Genomic DNA, 19,914 nt, shown 5'->3' on the forward strand with positions numbered 1-19,914 from the left:
GCCACTGCAGCACCCCCGGACAGCACAGCAGCCGCCCCACCTAGAACAGCCCTCCGCTTTACGGCCCTCATGCCTCGCATCTCTTTCTCTGCAGGTCAGCGCTGCACGAGCTTCGTCTGAACCGACCCCAATCCGCCTCACCGACGACCTAGTTCTCTTCGCTCATCGCGCCGCAAGCGTCTCCCCATCACAGCATCTCCTTCAGTAATTCGGGAGCCCTATCGAAGATGTCCGACGCCCACCCCGGTGCACATTACCGCCCAGGGGTGCCGAGGCATCCGAGCAGGAGCGAGTTGCCACCTTTTCAAGCTACTCGGTTCAGGTCCCGCCTCTGCCGACACCGCATAGCCGGAATCGTCACGCGAGATCTGGACTGAACGGAGCATAAGTTCGATAGTCATCCACCGGGAGCCGACCGTCCACGAACCTCAGATTAGCCCTAGCTTGCAAATACGGCTTACTCCAGGCCGAAAACCCAAAGTATGGCTGACATTCTTCCGGCTCAGCTTCTCGGATACGATGAAACCCTTGATAGAGGTACCGGGTCTTATCGGCGAGGCTTACCGGAGTTACCCAGAAAAGCGGTGAAATTCCGTCAGCTTGAAGTGGCCGCTCACCCAAGATGCGGCCCCCGCCAACAGAAATCATCCCAATGTGCGCCTGACCTTGGTCGAGAAGTACGGCTCCCTCAAGGTCCCGAGCTTCGGGTGGCCCTTCGCCAACCCAGTCCATGAGGCCGGCCAGGAATGACCTCGTGCCAAGGTTGGGGACATGTGGATCCGACACCCCGGGAGGCACTACATCAATGACCCTGCCGCAGGCGTATCTGCCGTCCGCAAGGGGGATGGGCCAGAATTGCCCAGGCACCAGGTACCTATTAGATTTTGGCGAAAATGGATACTTCATCAAATTCCCTTCGCATTGCGAGATCGAATTTTACTCGCTAGACATATCGGCAGCGGCAGGGAAGTGAAGCTGATCACCCGCCCTACCGCCGCACGACAATTATGGAGCTAGAGGCCGAATTCATCTCTTGCCCACGACGTGGCAGCGTCGTACATCTCTCGTCTTGCCGGGTTGATTGAGTTGTTTTGCCCGTAGGGCTTGCCGTTCTTTACACGACTAAGCCCTGTAGCCTTAACACGTTCAATCAAGATTTGCTCCACGCCGCGCGCTTGCCACTTCCTCAACCCGGTGTACAGAGGGACAAGGTTGACGACACCGTAACCTTGTTTAATATGTTGCGCCTTTCGCCGCGCCAAATTGTTCGTTATCCCAGCATAGATCACGTCGCCAGCCTCGTTTAGTCCGTGGTAGACGATGTAGTCATCCTGAGAGTTCCTCTTGATCCACTGGGCCAACTTGCCTGTAAGAGAACAGTTGTGGACCAGAGTGGGAGCTTGACCCGCCAGCGCATAGTACGTGTGGAGGTTGTCGACGGTCAGGTTGTAGACCGTGGTCGACGCAGTCTTGGGGTTGACTGCCGCTACCTGGATCCAGGTGCCGCTGCTGGTCTGGAGCCACTGGCCTGTTTTGAGGTCGCTGGCCTTCGTCCACTGACCGGCTTCGGCGGCCCAGAAGGGGTGGCCGTCGGTGGCGGTCAGTTTGGCAGTCTCGCTTCCTCCAACTCCGTCGGTGTCGACCGTGATATCGACAAGTTGCTTGTCGCCAGTTCCCTGGATGAGGGCGGTCACAGCGCGGGGGCCGGTTTCGCCAGTTTCGGGGTCGGTGGCGAGGACCTGGTCGCCAACCTGGATGTCCTTGATGGATTTGTGGGTAGCGTCGGCCATCAGAACCGGGGTGTCGCCGGTGAAGCTGTTGCCACCCACCTCGCAGGCCTTCGCGGCCTTCTTGCCCAACTTAAGCATGCTGCCGAGTCCGCCCAGCATCCCCATGCCGCAGCCCATGGCCGCGGAGGAACCCACCTGCCCCCAGTCGACCTTCTTGCCAGACAGGCGCTGGAGGCCCCAGTCCATGAAGGCTTCGCCGATCGCGCCGCCGATGCAGCCGACGATGAGCGGGTTGTTGCCCGACGGGTCGGTGTAGTTGGTCGGGCTGCTGAGGGCGTACTGGTACAGGTTCGGGCCGCCGGCGTGGCCGATGGGGTCCTGGCTGATGAAGCGGCCGGTCTCCGGCTGGTAGTAGCGGTTGCGGTAGTAGAGGAGGCCGGTGCCCTTGTCCTCCTCGCGGCCCGTGAAGGTGTACGGGTTCGACGTCGCCGTGCCCGACGCGGTCGGCTGGCCGTACGGGTCGTAGGTGTAGCGAGTGGCCACCGTCCCGTCGGCGTTCGCCAGGCCGACGACCGTGCCGAGGGCGTCCGTCAGGTAGGTCTGGGTCTTGCCGTTCTCCGTACGCAGGAGGTACTCGTCGAGGCCCGACGCCGTCACCGTGGCCGTCGGATCGCCCGCTGCGTTCTGCTCGACCGCCGGGTTGGAGCCGTCGGTCAGGAACTTCGTCGTCGCGCCCGCGAGGGTCTTACTCGCGCGGCCGCCCAGCGGGTCGTAGCCGAAAGCGCCGAGAGAGGTGCCGTCGGTCGTCTTCTTGACGCCGGTCAGCTCACCTCGGGTGTTCCAGGCGTAGGTGTTGTTGCCGTCGCCTGTGAGCTGGCCTTCGTTGTCGTACGTGAAGGTGCGGCCGTTGAAGGTGCTGAGGCGGTTGTCCTTGCCGAAGACGCTGCCGCTCTCCGCGGCCGGGACGGCGACGCTGGCCAGCGTGCCGCGCAGGCGGATCTGCTGGTCGTTGGCGTCGCGGTTGTACGTGAGCGTGCCGACCGAGGTGGCGCCCTGCGCGTAGCTGATGGACTTGACGGCGCCGCTGGTCTCGTACCCGGTGGTGCGGACCATGCCGCCGGGGTAGGTGGCGGTCTGCTCCCGGCCCGCGGGGTCGAGGCCGAAGGTGACCTCCTGGGTTCCCGCCTTGACACTGGTCAGGATGCTCGACCTGTCGTAGCCGTAGGCCGTGGTGACGCCGCCGGCGGTCATGGTCTTCCGACGGTCGGCGTTGTCGTAGTCGTAGACGACGGTGCCGGTGGGACCGGTGACGGTTTTCGTACGGTCATAGACGTCGTACGTGAACGACTGGTCACCCACAGCCGTGTCGGAGACCTTCTTCGGCAGGTCGTACGCGTCGTACTCGTAGGTGACAGTCGACTCTGCCTGGCCGGCGAGGTCGACGTTGTACTTCGTGTTCTTCGCCCGGCCCAGCAGGTCGTACTCGGCCGTGGCCACACGGCCCATGCGGTCGGTGACCTTCGAGACCTGGCCGGCCGGGTGGTACTCGAATCCGGCCGTCGAACCGTAGGGGTCGGTCGCCGTCTTGGGCCGGTCGGCCTGGTCGTAGGTCCAGCTGGTGCTGTTCCCGCGGGCGTCCGTCAGGCTCGTGAGATTGCCGTTGTCGTCGTAGTCGAGGTTCAGGGCCTGGCCGAGCGGGTCGGTGACCGAGCGAGCCTGGTTGAGGACGTCGTAGACGACCCTGCTGGCGGAACCCGTGTTGTCGACCGTGACAATGCGGCGACCTGCGGCGTCGTGGAACTGGCTGCTGACGCGACCCTGGGGATCCTTGACCGACACCAGGTCGCCGTAGCGGTAGGTGTACGAGGTGACGGAGCCGTCGGGCGCGGTGACCGACTTGAGCTGGCCGTCGGGCTCGAAGTCGTACTGGGTGATCCGGCCTTCGGGGTCGGTCACCTTGTCGAGGTTTCCGGCGGCGTCGTACGCAAGGGTCGTCGCGTTACCGAGCGGGTCGGTGTACTTCGTCGGCTGGTCGAACGGGCCGTTGAACACGGTCGTGCCCGATGCACGGGCGTCGGTGGTTCCGACCAGCTCTGCGGTGGAGGTGACGTAGCCGTTGGCGTCGTACGTGAGGTCGGTCTTGCGGCCGTAGGGGTCGGTGACCTGGGTGACCCGGTGTGTGGCGGGGTCACGGGTGTAAGCCGTGGTGCGGGCCACGGCGGTGTTGGTGGCCTGGATTTCCTTGTAGCCGTAGCCGGCGGTGTCGAAATACACCCGGCGCAGCGCACCGCCGGGCTGGGTGACGTTGGCGATGGCGACGCGGCCTGCGTCAAGGGTGTAGGTGAAGGTGTACTTCTGGCCCTCGGTGAGGGTCTGCTCCTGCACCCGACCGGACGCGTAGAACACGTTGCTCATGTAGACGATGCCGCGGGCGTCCTTCGCCGTCTTGATGCGGTTCGACGTGCCGTCGTACGTGTAGGAGCTGATCTTGCCCGCCGGGTCGGTGACCGTCTCGAGCCGGCCCGTCGAGTCGTAGGTGTAGCTCGTGGTGCGGCCGGTGTTGTCCGCCGCGATCTTCACCCGGTGCTGAGCGTCGTATTCGAAGGAGACCCACCGGCCGCCTGCCGTGGTGACCTGGGTGATGTCGCCCTTGTTGCCGCCGACACGGGTGATCTTCGTCTTGTTGCCGTGGCGGTCGCGGATCTCGGCGAGCGGCGCGTACTGGGGGAAGGTCCAGACGGTGCCGTCACGGAAGGTCAGTTCCCACTCGCCGTCGCCATTGTTCGCGATCTTCGTTCCTTCGAACGCGCCGGGAGAGCCGGTCGGTCCGAAGACGGCGTCGCCCCAGCCTGCGCCGGGCGAAGTCCGGACGTAGTGGACCTTGGACCCTCCGGGCAGGTAGAGGTCGACCTCCTGCCACTGGTTCTGGGAGTGCAGGAAGGCGTTGTAGATCAGGTCGCGTCCGATGCCGAAGGCGCGCTTGTCTGTGTCGCCCTGCCAGTACGTGCGGGTGACTTCCGCGTTGCCGCGCCGGTCGGCGACGGCGAGGTCGGTGTGCCTGTCGGTCAGGTAGCCGGTCGACAGTTCGACCGGGTCGCCGGAGAGCCAGTCGAAGGCGTCCTGGAGCCAGGAGGTCGCCCAGCCGAGCCAGCCGTCGGTGTTGAACATCGCGCCGTGGAACGCCCACACGCGCGTGTCGGCGTCAGGCACGACCTGGCGACCGTCGGGGGTGACGGTGCCGTGGCCGTAGACGTACCAGCCCTTCTTCTTCGGGTCATAGTCCAGGAACTCCACACGCTTGCCGGGGGCTTCGCGGGTGTAGTTCGGGTAGACGATCTGAGCGCCCTTGGGGAAGACGTAGGTGCCGCCGGGCTGAACGGTGAAGTAGACGGGGACGATGCTGTTCTTCGGCAGCGGGAACGGCGGACGGTCGATCGGGATCGCGGTGATGCCGAGTTCGGTGACCGGCTTGCCCTTGTCGTCGCGGACCACCGAGCCCTTGGGGATTCGGACCTCCAGGCCCGGGATCTGCGGGGTCTTCAGGACCACGTCCGTCTTCGCCGGGACGGCGAACTTGACCGTGTGCTTCGTGTCGAGCGGGGTCATCCACACCGGGAAGCCCAAGTCGACGGTCTGGCCGGCCTTCGGCTGGACGTGGATGTCGAAGCGGCCGTACGAGCGGTCCTTGGTGTTCGCACTCTCGCCGTTGACGATCAGGGTGGTCGCCTCGGGGCTGATCCCGGCGAGCAGGAACCGGCCCTGCGCGTCAGTGCGGGAAGTCTTGCCGCCCGCGGTGACGGTCACCTTCGGGAGCGGCTTGCCGTCCAGCTTCAAAACACGGCCGGTCAGCGCGGTCGTCTTCGCTGCCGCTCGCAGCGCTGCAGGGGCCTTGGGCGGGGTGCTGCCGCGTTCGGTGATCCAGTCACGGCCGGCGAGGTTCGCCTTGGCCGGCTGCCACGCGTCGGCACCCGACGGCACAACGCCAGGGGCCTTCGCCGACGCGTCCGTCTTTCCCGCTGCCGCCGTCTTCTTGGGCGCGGGGGCGGCCAGCGGGGACGCCGTGGTGGTCAGGCCGACGTTCCATGTGCCGGTCTTCAGCGACCACGGGTCGACGACGACCGTGTACGTGCCGGTCTCGGGCAGCGTGGGCAGGTCGGTTGAGAGCGTGGTGTCCGACATCGACCGCTCGTTGACCAGCTTGGTCCCGTTCGGCGAGGTGACCGTCAGGTACCAGTAGTAGGGGGGCGCGTCGAGGCCCAGGGTCAGCTTCTGTCCGGCCGTGCCGGTGAAGGTGTAGTGGGCGTTCTGGCCTGCGGTAGTGATCGCCGCCGGGCGCTTGGTGCCGTCGGTGCTCAGCGCACCCCCGTTCACGTCCGGAAGCAGGGTCGCGGTCACGGCGCCCGTGGTGGGGCCGAAGGGCTGCACGATCACGCGGTGGGTGCCCGCCGCGAGCGGTGCCTTGAGCTCGGCCAGACCGGTGGCCGAGTACACCGAGGTGAGGTCGTTCTCGGTGCTGCTGCCGGGGGCGGCGGCGAGGACCCTGATCGTGCCGAGGGTATTACCGGACAACGCGACGCCCATGCCGTCACCGGCGGTCGCGTCAAGGGTGAACTCCAGCCGCTGGCCCGGCCGCGTGACGGTCCCCGTCTTCGGGGTGGTCCCAGTCAGGGCGCCGGCGGCGACCGGCTTTGACAGCCACAGCGTCGCATTGCCGCTGCCCGCGCTGCTCGGCGTGATGACCACGGTGTACGCGGCGCCAGCGGTCAGACCGGGCAGGTAGGCGACGTCGTCGGTGTTGGATGACACCGTGGCAACGCTCGTGCCGCTGCCGCCCGCGGGGCCGAAGAGCTTCAGCTCCGTGGACGTGCCGAAGGTCACGCCGGTCAGTGCCAGCCCGAGCACCCCGCTCGAAGGAGCGGTGAACTTCACCCGGGCACGCTGGCCCGGCCGGTTCAGCGCGACCGGTGCCGACGGCCCGTCGGCTGTCAGGTTCACCACAGCATCCGCGGACAGGGACAGCGACAGGGCGCCGGTTGCGGCGTCATCCGGGTTGAGGACGACCCGGTAGGCGCCTGTCTCCGTGAGCGCGGGCAGGCCGATGGTCCGGGTCTGGCCCGAACTTAGCCACTCCCCGCTGAGGATGTTCGCGCCGGACGGGGCGAACATGTCCACGTTCACGGCACCGCTGAAGGTGTTGGACGAAATCGCCAGGGAGAACGTGTCACCGGTCGTGCCCTGAACAACCGACTCGGCGGTCTGCCCGGCGCGGGTGACGTCGACCGCGACCGGGGCGCCCGTCGTCGACAACGGGGCCACGGCGAGGGTGCGGGAAAGAGTGAGCTTCAGCGTTCCGGCTTCCACGGCGTCGGGCGCCATGCGGAGCATGTACGTGCCGGTGGCAGGCAGTACCGGGAAGTCGACGTCGTCGATGCCGTTCGTGTAAACGTTGTGGGAGCTGAGACGGGTGCCGTCAGGGCGGAACAGTTCCAGCTCCACCCAGCTGGCGAAGCCCGTGGACGCCACCCCGAGGTGGAAGCCCTGTCCGGCTTCGCCTGCGAACCGCGCGAAGCCGTTCTGGCCCACGCGAGGGAGGCTCATCGTGACATCAGGGCCGACCGGATCGAGCGTGCCGGCGTCCACGTAGCGCGACCCGGTCACCTTCACCGCGGCGGCACGGCCGTCGTCCGGGTCGAGCCGCAGCGTGTACGTACCGGACTTGGCCAGCGCGTCGACGTCGATGTCGGTCGAGCGGTTGGCCCCCATCGAGGCGCTGCTCACCTCGATGCCGTCGGGGTCGTAGAGCCGCGCGTACATCGACCCGGTCATGCCAGATCCCTGCACGGCGAGACTGACCGACTGCCCCAGGGTCGCGTCGAACGTCAGCTTGCCGTCCTGGCCCGCTCGACTGAGTGCCAGGTCGGCGGAGAGGCCGGCCAGGTCCAGCACGGCAGTCGCCGGGTTCGACAGGGTGACGGTGGCGCCGCCGATGTTGCTGCTGCCCGGCTCCAGGATCAGCGAATAGCGCCCACCGAGCGGCAGGTTGTGGACTTCCCAGTCGTCTTCGCCGGAGGAGAAGTAGCCGATCCCGCCGAACTGGCTGCCCTGCGGGTCGTAGAGCTTCATCGTCACCGTGCTGGTGAACGTGGAGTTCGTGATGGCGAAGTCGATGTCCTCGCCCTTGTCGGCGTCGAACAGCACCTGCGCACGGTTGCCGGGTGTCGTCACCGCCAGCGTCGGCGGCGTGGTGTCCGTGACCGACGTCGTCTCCGACGACTCGATCTGCCCCTCACCGGTGCCGTACCGCACCTGGTACGTCGTCGCGGACGTGGCCCGCCCGTCGCGGGTCTCCACCTCGATCTGCCCGTTGACCGCACCCGGCGGCACGAACACCGTCAAAGCCGTGTCCGTACGGGTCTTCACCTGGGCGACGATCCCGCCCCCGAATCGCACCACGTTGTCCGTGGCGGCGTCGGCGAACCCCGAGCCCGTGACCACCACTTCCGCACCGACGTAGCCGGTGTCGGGCTCGACCCTCGAGATAACCGGGGCCGGGGCTGCCGGCGTGAACGTTTCTGATGACGCGGCGGTCGAGGTCCCGACGGTCACCGACACCTTGCCGGCCACTGCGCCTGCCGGAACCTTCACAGTGAGGCGGCGCGGCGTCGAAGCAGAGACTACTTGGGCATTCACGGTGCCGAACTTCACCGTGTTGGAAGCGAGGGTCGTGGAGAAGCCGGTGCCAGACAGTGTCACGACCTGTCCGACAGCCGCCCGGACCGGCACCACGGACAGCACCGAGACCGTGCTCGACGGGTACCGCTCGATCGCGAGGCGGTTGCCGGCAGCGTCGTAGCGGTAGCGGGCCGTCTCGCCGGTGGGGTCGGTGATGCCGACCATGCGGCCGACTGCGTCGTACGCGTACACCGCGTCGTCGGTCGTCGGCGCCTCGGCGGCCGCGGCCGCCGCCCTGGCCAACTGCTTGCTCGGACCCGCCTGCAGCTTCGGAGTGGTCGATGGCGATCCCGCTGCCGAAAGGGACGGAGACGGAGTTGAAGACGGAGCCGCGGAGAGGGATGGAGCCGGCGACGGCGACGAGACAGGTGATGTGGACGGCGTAGGAGACGCGGCCTCCGCCGACACCGTCCCCGCCGTCAATGCCACCGCAAGAACGCCGACGGTCAACGACCGCCAGCCTCTCGACAGCCGAATCCCCAACCGCTCGCCGTGCACCCGCACGTGCCCTCCCCAGAGCAACACCAGGCCCACAAGGCCCAGGACAAGCCCGCACTCCCCGTACAGGCCGTCACAACCTACACACACCCCGTCAATCGCACACATGAACTAAACGCGAGCTAATCACATACCGGCCTCACCGTGATCACACATTCTTCACCTCATACGTCTCAACTCACCCGCCATAACCACGCGTAACACCCCTAACAACGAGACCCCCACACGACTGAAAAGCGCCCAACCAACCCCGACGGCACCAGTTCCGGGCATGCCCTGAGCAGGCACAGAACCTCCCACCCCCTCGGACCCCCGCCGGCGGGCGCTGTCAGGTTCGACGGCCCTACGCTGCGCGAGCACTTCTTCGCGGCGGGGTCGCCGGAGCTCGGTGAACTTAGGTAAGAGGGAAAGGAGTGCGGGTGAAGCATTGCCGACCGCCAGGGCCTGTTGCCAAAGTGGATCTGCTCTACGGTGATCACGGTGGGAACGCGAGGGGATATGGCAGGCCGGCGATGAAGCGAGAGCCGAAGGCGTGGTACGGCGTCAGAACCTTCTATCGATGGCTGGACTGGGAGAACCGTCCCTACGAGGAGCGCGTCGTGCTGTTCCGAGCGTGGTCACTCGAAGAAGCCATCGAAGTGGCTGAGCGGGAGTCGACCGAATACGCAAGGGAGAGCGGCTTCGAGGTCCTCGACATGGTGCAGGCGTACCGGATCTCGGACGCCGACGAGGAGGTGGGCGCGGGTACGGAGGTGTTCTCGAAGCTGCATGCGCTCGACCTGCCGGCGAACGAGTTTCTCGACCGTTACGACTCAGGACACGGCGCACACTGAGATCGTTGAATGACGTCGCTCCGGTCATAGGCATGCGTATCTCAACCGACGACGGCCGATTCGGGCTGATCCTGACCCCGGCGGGTGACCCCCGGGATGCGCACTTCTTTCAGTTCCAACTCGTCGTGGGCTCGGTCGTCATAGGGGCCAGGCTCGAGGACCCGTGTCTGGCCCAGGCCGCCGAGTCGCTCGACCGATGCCTGGTCCGCGGGTATGTCCAATGGCACGCACGCGATCGTGATCGGCGAGCCCGCCGAACCATCCGTCGGGACCCGCACGCCCCACGTCGCAGTCGTGTCGCTGCACGAATTTCAAGCGATCGCCATAGCCGCCACCCAGTATGGGGAAGCCGTGCTTGCTGAGCGCGTCGAGAAGCGGGCGTAGCCGTTACGGATGTCCGCGCTCGGCAGGTCAGGGGCGGTCAGCGCGGACGTACGCCGTCGATGGCGATCGCAAGCAGCTGGTCGGCCTCGGCCGGGCCGTCGTTGTCCCGCTCGGTTGCCAGCGCGATGGCGCCGACGAGTTTCAGCAGCTGAGTGATGGTGATCTCGGGGCGCACGGCGTCTGCCGCTCGGGCGCGCGCGAGGAGGGCGTCTCCGGCATTGGTGACCATGTCGTGGCAGGACTCGCCCAGTGACGGATCCGCGTCCCGCATCAGGGACGCCCCCAGTCCGCGGTTGGCCACGGCGTGGGCACCGACCGCGCGGAGCCAGGTGGACAGGGCCTGACCCGGGTCGGGTTCGGCGAGCAGATCGCCGGCCTTCGCGCACAGGGCTTCCACCCGGTCCTTGAAGACCGCCTCCAGGAGTGCCTGGCGGGAGGGGAAGTGGCGGTGCAGGGTCGCCGAGCCGACTCCGGCGCGACGGGCGACCTCTTCCAGGGAGGCGTCGGCGCCGTGCTCAGCGATCAGGGCCCCGGCGGCGGCCACGATCTTCTCGACGTTGCGGCGGGCGTCGGCGCGCATCGGTCGGGTGCTCCTGACGGGTTGAAAAGTGGGGTGGTCCTCCATATCGTACCGAACGAGAAACGGAGGGCCACCCCACTTACGGGATGGCTCCCATTCCCCAAGGGCGCGATGGAGTGGAAACGTGAAGCTGACGGAGAAGATCGTCGTGGTGGCGGGGGCGACCGGCCTGCAGGGCAGGGCCGTGACGCATCACCTGCTCCGGGACGGCTGGCAGGTGCGCGCACTGACGCGCGACCCGAACGGGGCACCGGCCGAAGCGCTGGCGCGGGCCGGCGCACAGGTGGTGCGGGCGCAGATGGAGGACGCCGACTCCCTCACCGCCGCGGCCGAGGGCGCCTGGGGCCTGTTCAGCGTCCAGCCCACGGTCGGCTCGCCCGGCACGGCACCGGACTTCACCGCCGAGGACGAGGTGCGCTGGGGCGTGAACGTCGCCGAGGCCGCACGCGCCGCCGGCATCGGGCACTTCGTCTTCACGTCGGTCGCCGAAGCAGACCGGCACCTGGAGGAGAAGGTTCCGGTGAACCTGGTCAGCAAGTGGCGGATCGAGCAGCACATCGCCTCGCTCGGCCTGCCCGTGACGATCCTCAGGCCGGTGTCCTTCATGGAGAACTTCACCGGTGGATACGCGCTGCGGAACGGAAATCTGTCCACCGGGCTCGCGCCGGAGGTCCCGCAGCAGATCATGGCCGTCGACGACGTCGGCGCCGTCGCCGCGCTGGCGTTCTCCCGGCCGACGGAGTGGATCGGCCGGCAGGTCTCCCTGGCCGGGGACGAACTCACGCCGGTTCAGATCGCCGCGGCCATCGGGAAGTCGCTCGGCATACCGCTGCCCTACGTGCAGATCCCGATCGAGACGATCCGGGCCCTGAGTGAAGACTTCGCCTACGCCAACGAGTGGCTCAACACCCTCGGCTACCGCGCCGACATTCCCGCCACCCGGAGGATCCACCCCGCCGCGATGGACTTCGACACCTGGCTGGAGCGCACCGGCGCGTCCCAGATCGCCGCGTTCCTGGACTCCACGCGCCCCGCAGGGACATGACGCGTGAGCGCCCGCCCACACAGCATCCGTTCCGGCGTCCCTCGCGGTGCGGGAGCCGGGGCCGGGGTCGCCGGACTCTGCCCCGACTACTGGCCCGACCCGGCCAACTCGGCGTTCAGCCTTGGGACTTGAGCTCCTCCAGGCCAGGTGCCACCAGCAGGGGCGTGAACTCCACCACCTGATGCTCTGCCACGCCGTTGAGCAGATACGGATCGGTCGCCAGCAACCGGTCGACCTCCTCCGATGACATCCCCGGCACGAGATAGACGCCCCCGACCCACTCCGGCCGACGGCCGGCCACCAGCAGCAACTGTCGCGAGATCAGGTCGGTCAACCACTCGCCATGGGCCGGCCTCCACCGATCCACCTCGTCGAGCGGCGCTGTGTACGACACCGTGACAACGAACATCCTCGGACTGTACTGGACCCTCCTGCGGCACTTCGAACCGATTCCCGCGATCGGGAGAGCAGGACCCAGGGGCTCGTCCTGCGCCCCGAGACGGCTTGACTTCGTACCTGGCCCTCACCCCTCGTACTCCCAGCGCCGCCCCGTAGGCAGGCAGACGACGCGCGGCGCCGTCGGGTCCCTCCGGGCCAGGTCCCGGGTGTCGGCGCCGCCATCCTGGCGCTGCTCACGTAGACCGGAGTCGCGGACTTGTGGCGGTACTCCGCCAGGGCGCGCAGGTCCCAGTGGTTGGGGAAGGAGTGGCTGGCCACGATCGCCGTGAGCGGCGGCAGCTCCGCCACGGTGAGGCCCAGCGGTTAGCCCCGGCGCACGTGCCACCGCTCGGTGAAGAACGGGTCGGTCAGCACCGCGCAGCCGTGCATCTCGATCAGGACGCACGAGTTGGCCACCCGGGTGACGGCGAGCGTCGCGGATTCGGTGTCGTTGTTCATGCGGCCACCCTGCGGCTTAATGTGCACATGAAGTCAACCGACACCGAACACCCCATGGCGATCGGCGAGTTGGCTGATCGCTTCGGCCTGGCCACGCATGTGCTGCGGCACTGGGAGAGTGTCGGACTGCTGGCCCCCGTGCGGGACGCGGGCGGCCGGCGCCGCTACGGGCCGCCCGACCTGGAGCGCGTGGCGCTGATCCTCATGGCCAAGGAAGCGGGCCTGGGCCTCGAAGCGGTCCGCGAACTCTTCTCCACGGGCGATCCGATGGATCACGCCGACCTGCTGCGCCGCCATGTGGCCGAACTGGAACGCCGCATCGAGCGCGCCCGGGCGGCCAAGGAACTCGTTCAGCACGCCTTGGACTGTCCGATCGCCTTCCACGAGTGCCCGCACGCCCGCGCCCGTATAGCGGCCCGCATCCCGCCGGCCCAGGGCGGGGAGGCACGGCCTTCGGCATCCGTGCCGGTTCCCCCGGGCTCGCGCGGGGAGCCCTGATCCCCCGTCCGGGTCAGGAACCGCGCCGCCCCCTCGGCTCCCTGTCGGCGGGCGCTGTTACCTTCGGCGGCATGACGGATTCCCTGCTGAGCGTGCTGCGGGAGCGGCCGCGGCTGGCCGAGCTCGCGGCGTTCCCCTTCAACTTCGACCTCGCCCGTGCCGACCACGGCGAAGAGGTCGTGCTCGTCTCCGGCGCGTCGCTGGAGCCGATCGCCGGGGACGACACGGGCGGCACGTACTTCCTGTGCGACGGGACGGCCGTGCTCTACGCCTCGTCCGAGGGCGAGGCAGGGCTGCTCGGGGAGAGCGTCACGGACGCGCTGGAGATCCTGATCGGGCTGCCGGGCTGGTGGGACGTGCTGCATCCGGACGCGGACGCGCGCGAGGCGGTGCAGCTCCCCTACGCGCCGGAGCTGGACACGATGCGAGCCGAGCTGCGGGCGGGACTCGGGCTTCCGGAGCGCTCGCCCGAGGAGCTGCTCGCCCGGCTGCACGGCACGCTGCTGCGCACGGAGCCGGGGTACGTGCTCCTGAACGCCGAGGAGGGGCTGGCGTACGAGCTGCTCGACGATCTGCCCCGGCCGACGCTGCGGGAGCAGGTCCTCGCGGCCGGGCTGCCGGACAAGCCGGAGCTCGGTGAATTGCCGGATGAGGGCGACGAGTTCGGGTGGGTCGCCGTGGCGGCTCGGGCCGGGCTCACGGCCGAGGCGCGGATCCGGCTGATCCGGCTCCTGGACGACACCGGGCCGGACGCGGTGCGGCTGCGCCGGATCGTGGAGGGCCTGGAGGCGGTGGGCGATCCGGGGCACGCGGCCCGCGCCCAGCGGCTGTTCCTCTCTCTTCAGGACACGGCACTCGCACGCGGCGCCGCCAGCCGCATCCTGGCGCGGCTCGAACGGCTCGCGGGCGACCACGCGGCGGCCCGGCGGGCCCTCGACCGTGCGGTGACCGCGCTCGACGCCCCGCCACTGCCGCCTTCCGTCCCGCCGGTCCCCGGCCAGGAGGAGCTGGGCCTCGGCCTGCCGGAGCCGGTCGGTGACACCTCGGCCCAGGGCTGGCGGCGGCGCGGGACCGGCCGCATGGTGGCCGAGGAGTTCCTGCGGCTGGCCCTCGCGGAGGCGGAAGCGGGCCGCGCAAGGCAGGCGCGCGAGGCGCTGGACGAGGCCCGTGCCCTGCTCGACGGCATGACGGGCCCGAACGGAGACCTCGGCGATCTGTCGCGGCGCGCGGCCTGGGCGGTGCAGGCGCTCCCCCGCACGACGGTCTGAGCGTGACGGGACGGCGTCCCGACAGCGCGTACGGAGGGGCCTGTTCGGGGGCATCCTCCTGATGATGTACGCCGGCTCACGGGACCGGCGAGAGCCGGGAGGCGATGCGGTGAGACGTCGGATGATCGCGACGGACCTGGACGGAACCCTGCTGGACTCGGCCGGCCGGATCAGCGCGCGCACCCGCGCGGTGATCGGCCGGCTGCGGGAGGCGGGCTGGCTGCTGGTGCTGGCCACGGCGCGGCCGGTACGGGCGGTCCGGCCGATCGTCGCCGAACTCGGCCACCAGGCGGTGGTGGTGTGCGGCAACGGCTGCCTCACGTACGACTTCGCAGCCGAGGCCGTGGTCGACTACCGGCCGGTGACGACGGAACGCGTCCGGCACGCGCTCGATGTGCTGCGACGGCACGAACCGACCGCCCGGATGGGCGCGGAACGCCATCTGGAATTCCTGCTGGAGCACCGGTTCCACGTCCCGGCGTTCGACGCCCTGGACGCGATACGGATGGACGCCCTCGACACCGCCCTCGACCACACCGGCGTCGGGAAACTCCTGGTCCAGCTCGACGGCGACGCCCTCGACTACCGCGCCCGGATCGCCGCCCGCCTGCCGGAGGGGTACGAGATCACCGCCTCGGGCTCCGCGTTCTGCGAGATCACCGTGGAAGGCGTCACGAAGGCCTCGGCCCTCCGCCGCATCGCGCACGCCCACGGCTTCTCCGCCGCGGACGTCGTCGCCCTCGGCGACATGCCCAACGACCTCCCCGCCCTCGCCTGGGCCGGCACAGGAGTGGCCGTGGCCAACGCCCATCCCGAGGTACTGGCCGCCGCCGACTTCGTCACGCTCTCGAACGACGAGGACGGCGTGGCCCACCATGTGGAGTTCCTGCTCGACGGCGGTCTCTGAGCACGCGCCACACACGGCGCGGGCGGCTGAAACCCTACCTTGCGTACCACTGGTAACGACGCCTACGGTCAACGCACTTGAGGAACGGGAGGGAACCATGGAGAGCAACAGGGCACCCGAGGACGACACCCGGGCCAAGCCGGAGATCAAGAAGGTCGCCGTCAAGGACGAGGCCAGGAAGCGCGACCGCCTCACCATCGAGAAGCGGCCCGCGTCCTGAGCGGGCGGGCGTCGGTGTCCGGCGTGGCACCTCGGACGCCGGACATCGACGCCCCGTCCCCGCCCCGCGAGAAGAGGACCGCATGCGCGTTCATCTGGTGACCATGCCCTGGCAGCCCATCGACCTGCCGTCCCTCCAGATCGGCCTGCTGCACGCCCTCCTCACCCGTACCCGCCCCGGCGACGAGGTCCGCGAGTTCCACGGCTCGCTCCGCTGGGCCGAGTTCCTGCTCGACCGCACCGACGGCCTGCTGCGGCCCGCCGACCACGTCGAGGTCGGCAGCGACTCGATCTTCGACGGGCTCGGCGACTGGGTCTTCTCCGGCGTGCTGTACCAGGACCCCGACTGGGGCGTCGCGACCCTCGCCGCGTACGCGGAGCGACGCGGCATCCCCGTCGACAAGGCGCACGCCATGCGCGTGCACGCGGCGGAGTTCGTCGCCCGCAGTGCCGTGGAGATCCTCGTCGACGAGCCGGACGTCGTCGGTTTCACCAGCACGTTCATGCAGAACGTCGCCTCGCTCGCGCTCGCCGCCGAGCTGAAGCGCCGACGCCCCGGCCTCACCGTGGTCTTCGGCGGCAGCAACTGCGACGGCCCGATGGGCCATGCCCTGCACCGCAACCATCCCTTCGTCGACCACGTGGTGCGCGGCGAGGGCGAGTACGCGTTCCCCGCGCTCCTCGGCCACCTCGACGCCGGCACCGCGCCCCGCGACGTGCCGGGCCTGTGCTGGTGGGACGACGGGACCTCGCGGGCGAACGAGGAGTCTCGGCGTACGGTCGCCCCGCTCGACATCCCGTCCCCCGACTACGACGTCTGGGCCGCCGAGGTTGAGGCCTCTCCGGTCGCCCAGTACGTGCGGCCGAAGCTGGTCGTCGAGGGGGCGCGCGGCTGCTGGTGGGGCGAGAAGCATCACTGCACGTTCTGCGGGCTCAACGGCTCGGCGATGGCCTTCCGCGCGAAGCCCGGCGCGCGGCTGTGGGACGAGGTCGACCGGCTCGTCAGGCGGCACCGGATCCTCGACGTGGTCACCGTCGACAACATCATCGACATGGCGTACTTCACGGACTTCCTGCCGCGGGCCGCCGACAGCGGCTGGGACCTGCTCATGCACTACGAGGTCAAGTCCAACCTCACGCCCGAGCAGTTGGCGCTGCTCGCCCGGTCGGGCGCGGTCCACATCCAGCCGGGCATCGAGAGCCTCAACAACCGCGTCCTCGGGCTCATGGACAAGGGTGTCACCGGCTCGCGCAACGTCCGCACGCTGCGCGAGTGCGCGGATCTGTCGCTGACCTGCACGTGGAACTACCTGTACGGATTCCCCGGGGAGACCGCGGCGGACTACGACCCGGTCGTCGCGCAGTTCCCCGCGCTGGTCCACCTCCAGCCGCCGGGCGGCGCGTTCCGCATCCAACTGGAGCGCTTCAGCCCGCACTTCGCCGACCCGGCGCTGGGCTTCGCGGAGCGCAGCCCGGCCGAGATGTACCGGCACGTGTACGACCTGCCCGAGGACGAACTCTGCGATCTGGTCTACCTGTTCGACACTCCGCCGCGCGGCGTCGACGGCCCGGCGGAGGAGCGGCTGGCGCGGGCGGTGGCCGACTGGCGGGCCGGGCACGCCGGTTCGACGCTGCTGATGGAGTCGGACGAGGACGGCGACGTACTGGTGCACGACCGGCGGACCGGCTGGCCCCGCCGGACGCACCGGCTGTCCGGCTGGGAGGCCGCGGCGTTCCGGCATTTGGAGCACGGCCGTTCCGGTCCTGCCCTGCACCGGCTGCTCGCCGAGGAGGGGCAGGAGATCGCTGCGGACCGGGTCACGGAGTGGTTGGACGAGGGGGTCGCGCTGGGGCTGCTGTTCTTCGACGGCCGCTCGTACGTGACGCTGCCGCTGCGGAACGCCCCGATCGGCGCGCCCGCGGAAGACATCGAGGCGGTGACCGCATGAACACCACCCTGCCGCTCGGCGCGGGCGGCCGGGCCACTGTGGAGGCGGTGCGTCTGCTGCGCGAGTGCCAGAGCGCGGCGCGCACGGTCCGCTGGGTCCCGGACACCGAGGCCCTGCCCTTCGACGCCTCGCTGCTGCACCATCTCCCGCCGCCGGAGTCGGGCGACGCCGCGCGGGCGTGGCGGTCCCGGTACGCGTACGGCCTGTTCTACCACCGGCGCGGCCCGGACTTCGTGACGGTGATGGACCGCCGCGACCCCGCCGCCTCGGCCCGCTTCACCCTCGACCAGCCGTCGCTGCTCGACGCGTTCCTCGCCGTCCAGGAGCCCACCGAGCTCGACGGGCTCGGCCCGGCCGGGCGCGAGGCGGTCGAACTGCTCGCGGACGAGCGGCTCGTCCTGGTCACGGACGGCTGGGCGGTGGCCCTGCCGCCGCGGCTGCGCCGCTGGCCCGTCCCCTGCACGAGCGTCTGATCGGTGGGGTCGTCGCCCGTCCCGCCCGCGTCGACGACCGGCGCCGCCGACGGCGACGGTCCGGGCGGTCGCGGCGGACGCGGCGGTCACGCGCCGTGGCGGGAGCTGCGCCGGCACCGCCCGTTCCTGCTGCTCTGCGGCGAGCAGGCGGCCAGCTCGGTCGGCCGGCAGATCACCGCACTGGCACTGGCGCTGCTGGCGGTGACCCGGCTGCACGCGGGCCCGTTCGGGGCGTCGGCGCTGCTGGCCCTGACGTACCTCCCCGGCGCCGTACTCAGTCCGTTCGCCGGCGTGCTCGCGGACCGGGCCCGGCTGCGTGCCCTGGCCGTCACGCTCACGTCGCTCCAGGTGGTGGTCGTCGGCTCGGTCCCGGTGGCCGGGGCGATGGACCGGCTCGGTCTGCCCCAGTTGTACGTGGTGGCCGCGCTGTCGGGCGCGCTGACCTGGACGCTCGCGGTGGCCCTGCAGGCGGCGCTGCCCCGGGTCGTGCCGCCGGAGCGGCTGCTCGCCGGCAACTCGGCGCTGACCGGGGCGCGCACGGCGGGTCAGATCGGCGGGCCCGCGCTGGGCGGTGTCCTCGTCGGATTCGCCGGGGCGGCGCCCGCCCTCCTGGCGGCGGCGGCCGCGTACGCCGTCGAGGCCGCGCTGCTGTTCGCGCTGCCCGCGTCGCTGAACCGGCCGGCCGTGCCGGCGGCGGCCCGCGGCCCGCGCTTCGCGGCGCTCTGCGAGGGGTTCGCGGTGGTGCGGGCGGAGCCGGTGCTGCGCCGGCAGGTCCTCGCGGGCGCCGGGTTCAACCTCGGCAGCGGGGCCGCGGACGCGCTCTTCGTGCTGTACGCAGGCCGGGAACTCGCTCTGGCTCCCTGGCAGTTGGGCACGGTGTACGCGACGTTCAGCGTGGCCACCGTCGGCGGGGTGGCGCTGGCGGGCCGGTTCGCGACGTCGATCGGGCTGTACCGGGCGACCCGGATCTGCGCCCTGGTCGCGGCGCTCTCGATCTTCCTGGTCCCGGCGGCCTCGCTGGGTCTCGCCTTCCCGGCCCTGCTCGCGTACCAGCTGGTCTTCGGCGGCATGGCGACCGTCTGGGCCATCTCCATGACGACCACCCAGCAGCTGATCGCCCCGCCCCGGCTGCAGGGCCGGGTCGCGGGCTTCGCCCAGGCGGCGCTGCTGGCCACGGTGCCGGTCGGTGCGCTGTCCGGGGGCGCGCTGGCGGCCTGGGCGGGCAGCGCCCCGGTGCTGACCGGCGCGGCGGCGACGGCGCTGCTGGCCGCCGCCTCGTTCTGGCTCCCGCACCGCACCGCGACGGGGCCACGGCCGGACGAGCCGCCCACGGGGTGACTCCCGGCGGGGCTGTGCGCCCCGCCGGGGGATGCGTCAGACGACGCCGGAGTCCGTGATGACGATGTTCTTGGAGGTACGGCCGGCCGGCCGGCTGCCGAGCGCCTCGATCGCCTTGACGACGTCCATGCCCTCGACGACCTCGCCGAAGACGACGTGCTTGCCGTCCAGCCAGGGGGTGAGGACGGTGGTGACGAAGAACTGCGAGCCGTTCGAGTTCGGACCCGCGTTCGCCATGCTGAGCAGGCCCACACGGTCGTGCTTCAGCTGGAAGTTCTCGTCCGGGAACTTCTCGCCGTAGATGCTCTTGCCGCCGGTACCGTTCTGGTTGGTGAAGTCACCGCCCTGCAGCATGAACTCGGGGATGACCCGGTGGAACGGGGAACCCTTGTAGCCGTAGCCGTTCTCGCCGGTGGCCAGCTCGCGGAAGTTGCGGGCCGTCTTGGGGACGACGTCGTCGTACAGCTTGAACTCGATGCGGCCGAGCGGCTCACCGTCCGCGGACACCTCGAAAAACACGTTCTGGCTCATGCGCTGCTCCTCTGGGATTCGAATGGTCGGGC

Annotated in this window: 14 protein-coding genes; 9 read left to right on the plus strand and 5 right to left on the minus strand. The window is 69.5% G+C overall.

The features are described 5' to 3' along the window. Positions 1 to 1,013 precede the first annotated feature (1,013 nt). Positions 1,014 to 8,705, minus strand: coding sequence for an RHS repeat-associated core domain-containing protein (locus tag R2D22_RS08545; RefSeq protein WP_318102359.1), 7,692 nt, complete (start codon positions 8,703 to 8,705; stop codon positions 1,014 to 1,016). Between the two features lie 710 nt (positions 8,706 to 9,415). Here R2D22_RS08545 and R2D22_RS08550 point away from each other — a divergent pair. Continuing rightward, positions 9,416 to 9,793 (plus strand): hypothetical protein, encoded by a 378-nt coding sequence (locus R2D22_RS08550; protein ID WP_318102360.1) that lies wholly within the window; start codon positions 9,416 to 9,418, stop codon positions 9,791 to 9,793. Between the two features lie 421 nt (positions 9,794 to 10,214). On the opposite strand, the gene R2D22_RS08555 is transcribed toward R2D22_RS08550, so the two are convergent. Continuing rightward, positions 10,215 to 10,757 (minus strand): TetR/AcrR family transcriptional regulator, encoded by a 543-nt coding sequence (locus tag R2D22_RS08555; protein ID WP_318102361.1) that lies wholly within the window; start codon positions 10,755 to 10,757, stop codon positions 10,215 to 10,217. Positions 10,758 to 10,881: 124 nt separating this feature from the next. On the opposite strand from R2D22_RS08555, the gene R2D22_RS08560 reads away from it, so the two are divergent. Next, a complete protein-coding gene (locus R2D22_RS08560; RefSeq protein WP_318102362.1) occupies positions 10,882 to 11,802 on the plus strand; it encodes an NmrA/HSCARG family protein in 921 nt (306 codons plus the stop codon). Positions 11,803 to 11,917: 115 nt separating this feature from the next. Here the strand turns inward: R2D22_RS08560 and R2D22_RS08565 are convergent, their stop codons facing one another. Both R2D22_RS08565 and R2D22_RS08570 read right to left on the minus strand, forming a co-directional pair. Further along, the gene (locus R2D22_RS08565; protein ID WP_318102363.1) at positions 11,918 to 12,211 is read right to left on the minus strand and encodes a YciI family protein; all 294 of its coding nucleotides are present in this window, start codon (positions 12,209 to 12,211) and stop codon (positions 11,918 to 11,920) included. A 353-nt stretch (positions 12,212 to 12,564) separates the two neighbouring features. After that, on the minus strand, positions 12,565 to 12,699 hold the full coding sequence (locus tag R2D22_RS08570; protein ID WP_318102364.1) for a hypothetical protein: 135 nt from the start codon (positions 12,697 to 12,699) through the stop codon (positions 12,565 to 12,567). 27 nt (positions 12,700 to 12,726) lie between these two features. Between R2D22_RS08570 and R2D22_RS08575 the strand changes: the two genes are divergently transcribed. The 7 genes from R2D22_RS08575 (at position 12,727) to R2D22_RS08605 (ending at position 19,351) form a co-directional block, all read left to right on the plus strand. Continuing rightward, on the plus strand, positions 12,727 to 13,197 hold the full coding sequence (locus tag R2D22_RS08575) for a MerR family transcriptional regulator (RefSeq protein ID WP_318102365.1): 471 nt from the start codon (positions 12,727 to 12,729) through the stop codon (positions 13,195 to 13,197). Between the two features lie 71 nt (positions 13,198 to 13,268). Beyond that, the gene (locus tag R2D22_RS08580; RefSeq protein WP_318102366.1) at positions 13,269 to 14,465 is read left to right on the plus strand and encodes a hypothetical protein; all 1,197 of its coding nucleotides are present in this window, start codon (positions 13,269 to 13,271) and stop codon (positions 14,463 to 14,465) included. A 121-nt stretch (positions 14,466 to 14,586) separates the two neighbouring features. Further along, on the plus strand, positions 14,587 to 15,372 hold the full coding sequence (locus R2D22_RS08585; protein WP_318102367.1) for an HAD family hydrolase: 786 nt from the start codon (positions 14,587 to 14,589) through the stop codon (positions 15,370 to 15,372). Between the two features lie 97 nt (positions 15,373 to 15,469). After that, positions 15,470 to 15,592 carry a hypothetical protein gene (locus R2D22_RS08590; protein ID WP_318102368.1) on the plus strand — a complete coding sequence of 41 codons (123 nt, stop codon included), beginning with the start codon at positions 15,470 to 15,472 and terminating at the stop codon, positions 15,590 to 15,592. An 82-nt stretch (positions 15,593 to 15,674) separates the two neighbouring features. Beyond that, positions 15,675 to 17,540, plus strand: a complete 1,866-nt coding sequence (locus tag R2D22_RS08595) for a RiPP maturation radical SAM C-methyltransferase (RefSeq protein ID WP_318102369.1) — start codon at positions 15,675 to 15,677, stop codon at positions 17,538 to 17,540. Further along, positions 17,537 to 18,013 (plus strand): DUF5825 family protein, encoded by a 477-nt coding sequence (locus R2D22_RS08600; RefSeq protein ID WP_318102370.1) that lies wholly within the window; start codon positions 17,537 to 17,539, stop codon positions 18,011 to 18,013. Before R2D22_RS08595 ends, R2D22_RS08600 begins: the two co-directional genes overlap by 4 nt. Before the next feature lie 3 nt (positions 18,014 to 18,016). Next, positions 18,017 to 19,351, plus strand: a complete 1,335-nt coding sequence (locus R2D22_RS08605) for an MFS transporter (RefSeq protein ID WP_318102371.1) — start codon at positions 18,017 to 18,019, stop codon at positions 19,349 to 19,351. 36 nt (positions 19,352 to 19,387) lie between these two features. Here the strand turns inward: R2D22_RS08605 and R2D22_RS08610 are convergent, their stop codons facing one another. Next, positions 19,388 to 19,882 carry a peptidylprolyl isomerase gene (locus tag R2D22_RS08610; RefSeq protein WP_318102372.1) on the minus strand — a complete coding sequence of 165 codons (495 nt, stop codon included), beginning with the start codon at positions 19,880 to 19,882 and terminating at the stop codon, positions 19,388 to 19,390. Positions 19,883 to 19,914: the final 32 nt, after the last annotated feature.

Origin of the sequence: Streptomyces sp. HUAS YS2 (genome assembly GCF_033343995.1) — a bacterium.
Classification (GTDB): domain Bacteria; phylum Actinomycetota; class Actinomycetes; order Streptomycetales; family Streptomycetaceae; genus Streptomyces; species Streptomyces solicathayae.

Bases quoted from the DNA above. Each gene is read 5' to 3' on its own strand.
- R2D22_RS08565 (WP_318102363.1), bottom strand. From the start codon at position 12,211: ATGTTCGTTGTCACGGTGTCGTACACAGCGCCGCTCGACGAGGTGGAT.
- R2D22_RS08575 (WP_318102365.1), top strand. From the start codon at position 12,727: ATGAAGTCAACCGACACCGAACACCCCATGGCGATCGGCGAGTTGGCT.
- R2D22_RS08555 (WP_318102361.1), bottom strand. From the start codon at position 10,757: ATGCGCGCCGACGCCCGCCGCAACGTCGAGAAGATCGTGGCCGCCGCC.
- R2D22_RS08590 (WP_318102368.1), top strand. From the start codon at position 15,470: ATGGAGAGCAACAGGGCACCCGAGGACGACACCCGGGCCAAGCCGGAG.
- R2D22_RS08610 (WP_318102372.1), bottom strand. From the start codon at position 19,882: ATGAGCCAGAACGTGTTTTTCGAGGTGTCCGCGGACGGTGAGCCGCTC.
- R2D22_RS08570 (WP_318102364.1), bottom strand. From the start codon at position 12,699: ATGAACAACGACACCGAATCCGCGACGCTCGCCGTCACCCGGGTGGCC.
- R2D22_RS08585 (WP_318102367.1), top strand. From the start codon at position 14,587: ATGATCGCGACGGACCTGGACGGAACCCTGCTGGACTCGGCCGGCCGG.
- R2D22_RS08580 (WP_318102366.1), top strand. From the start codon at position 13,269: ATGACGGATTCCCTGCTGAGCGTGCTGCGGGAGCGGCCGCGGCTGGCC.
- R2D22_RS08600 (WP_318102370.1), top strand. From the start codon at position 17,537: ATGAACACCACCCTGCCGCTCGGCGCGGGCGGCCGGGCCACTGTGGAG.
- R2D22_RS08595 (WP_318102369.1), top strand. From the start codon at position 15,675: ATGCGCGTTCATCTGGTGACCATGCCCTGGCAGCCCATCGACCTGCCG.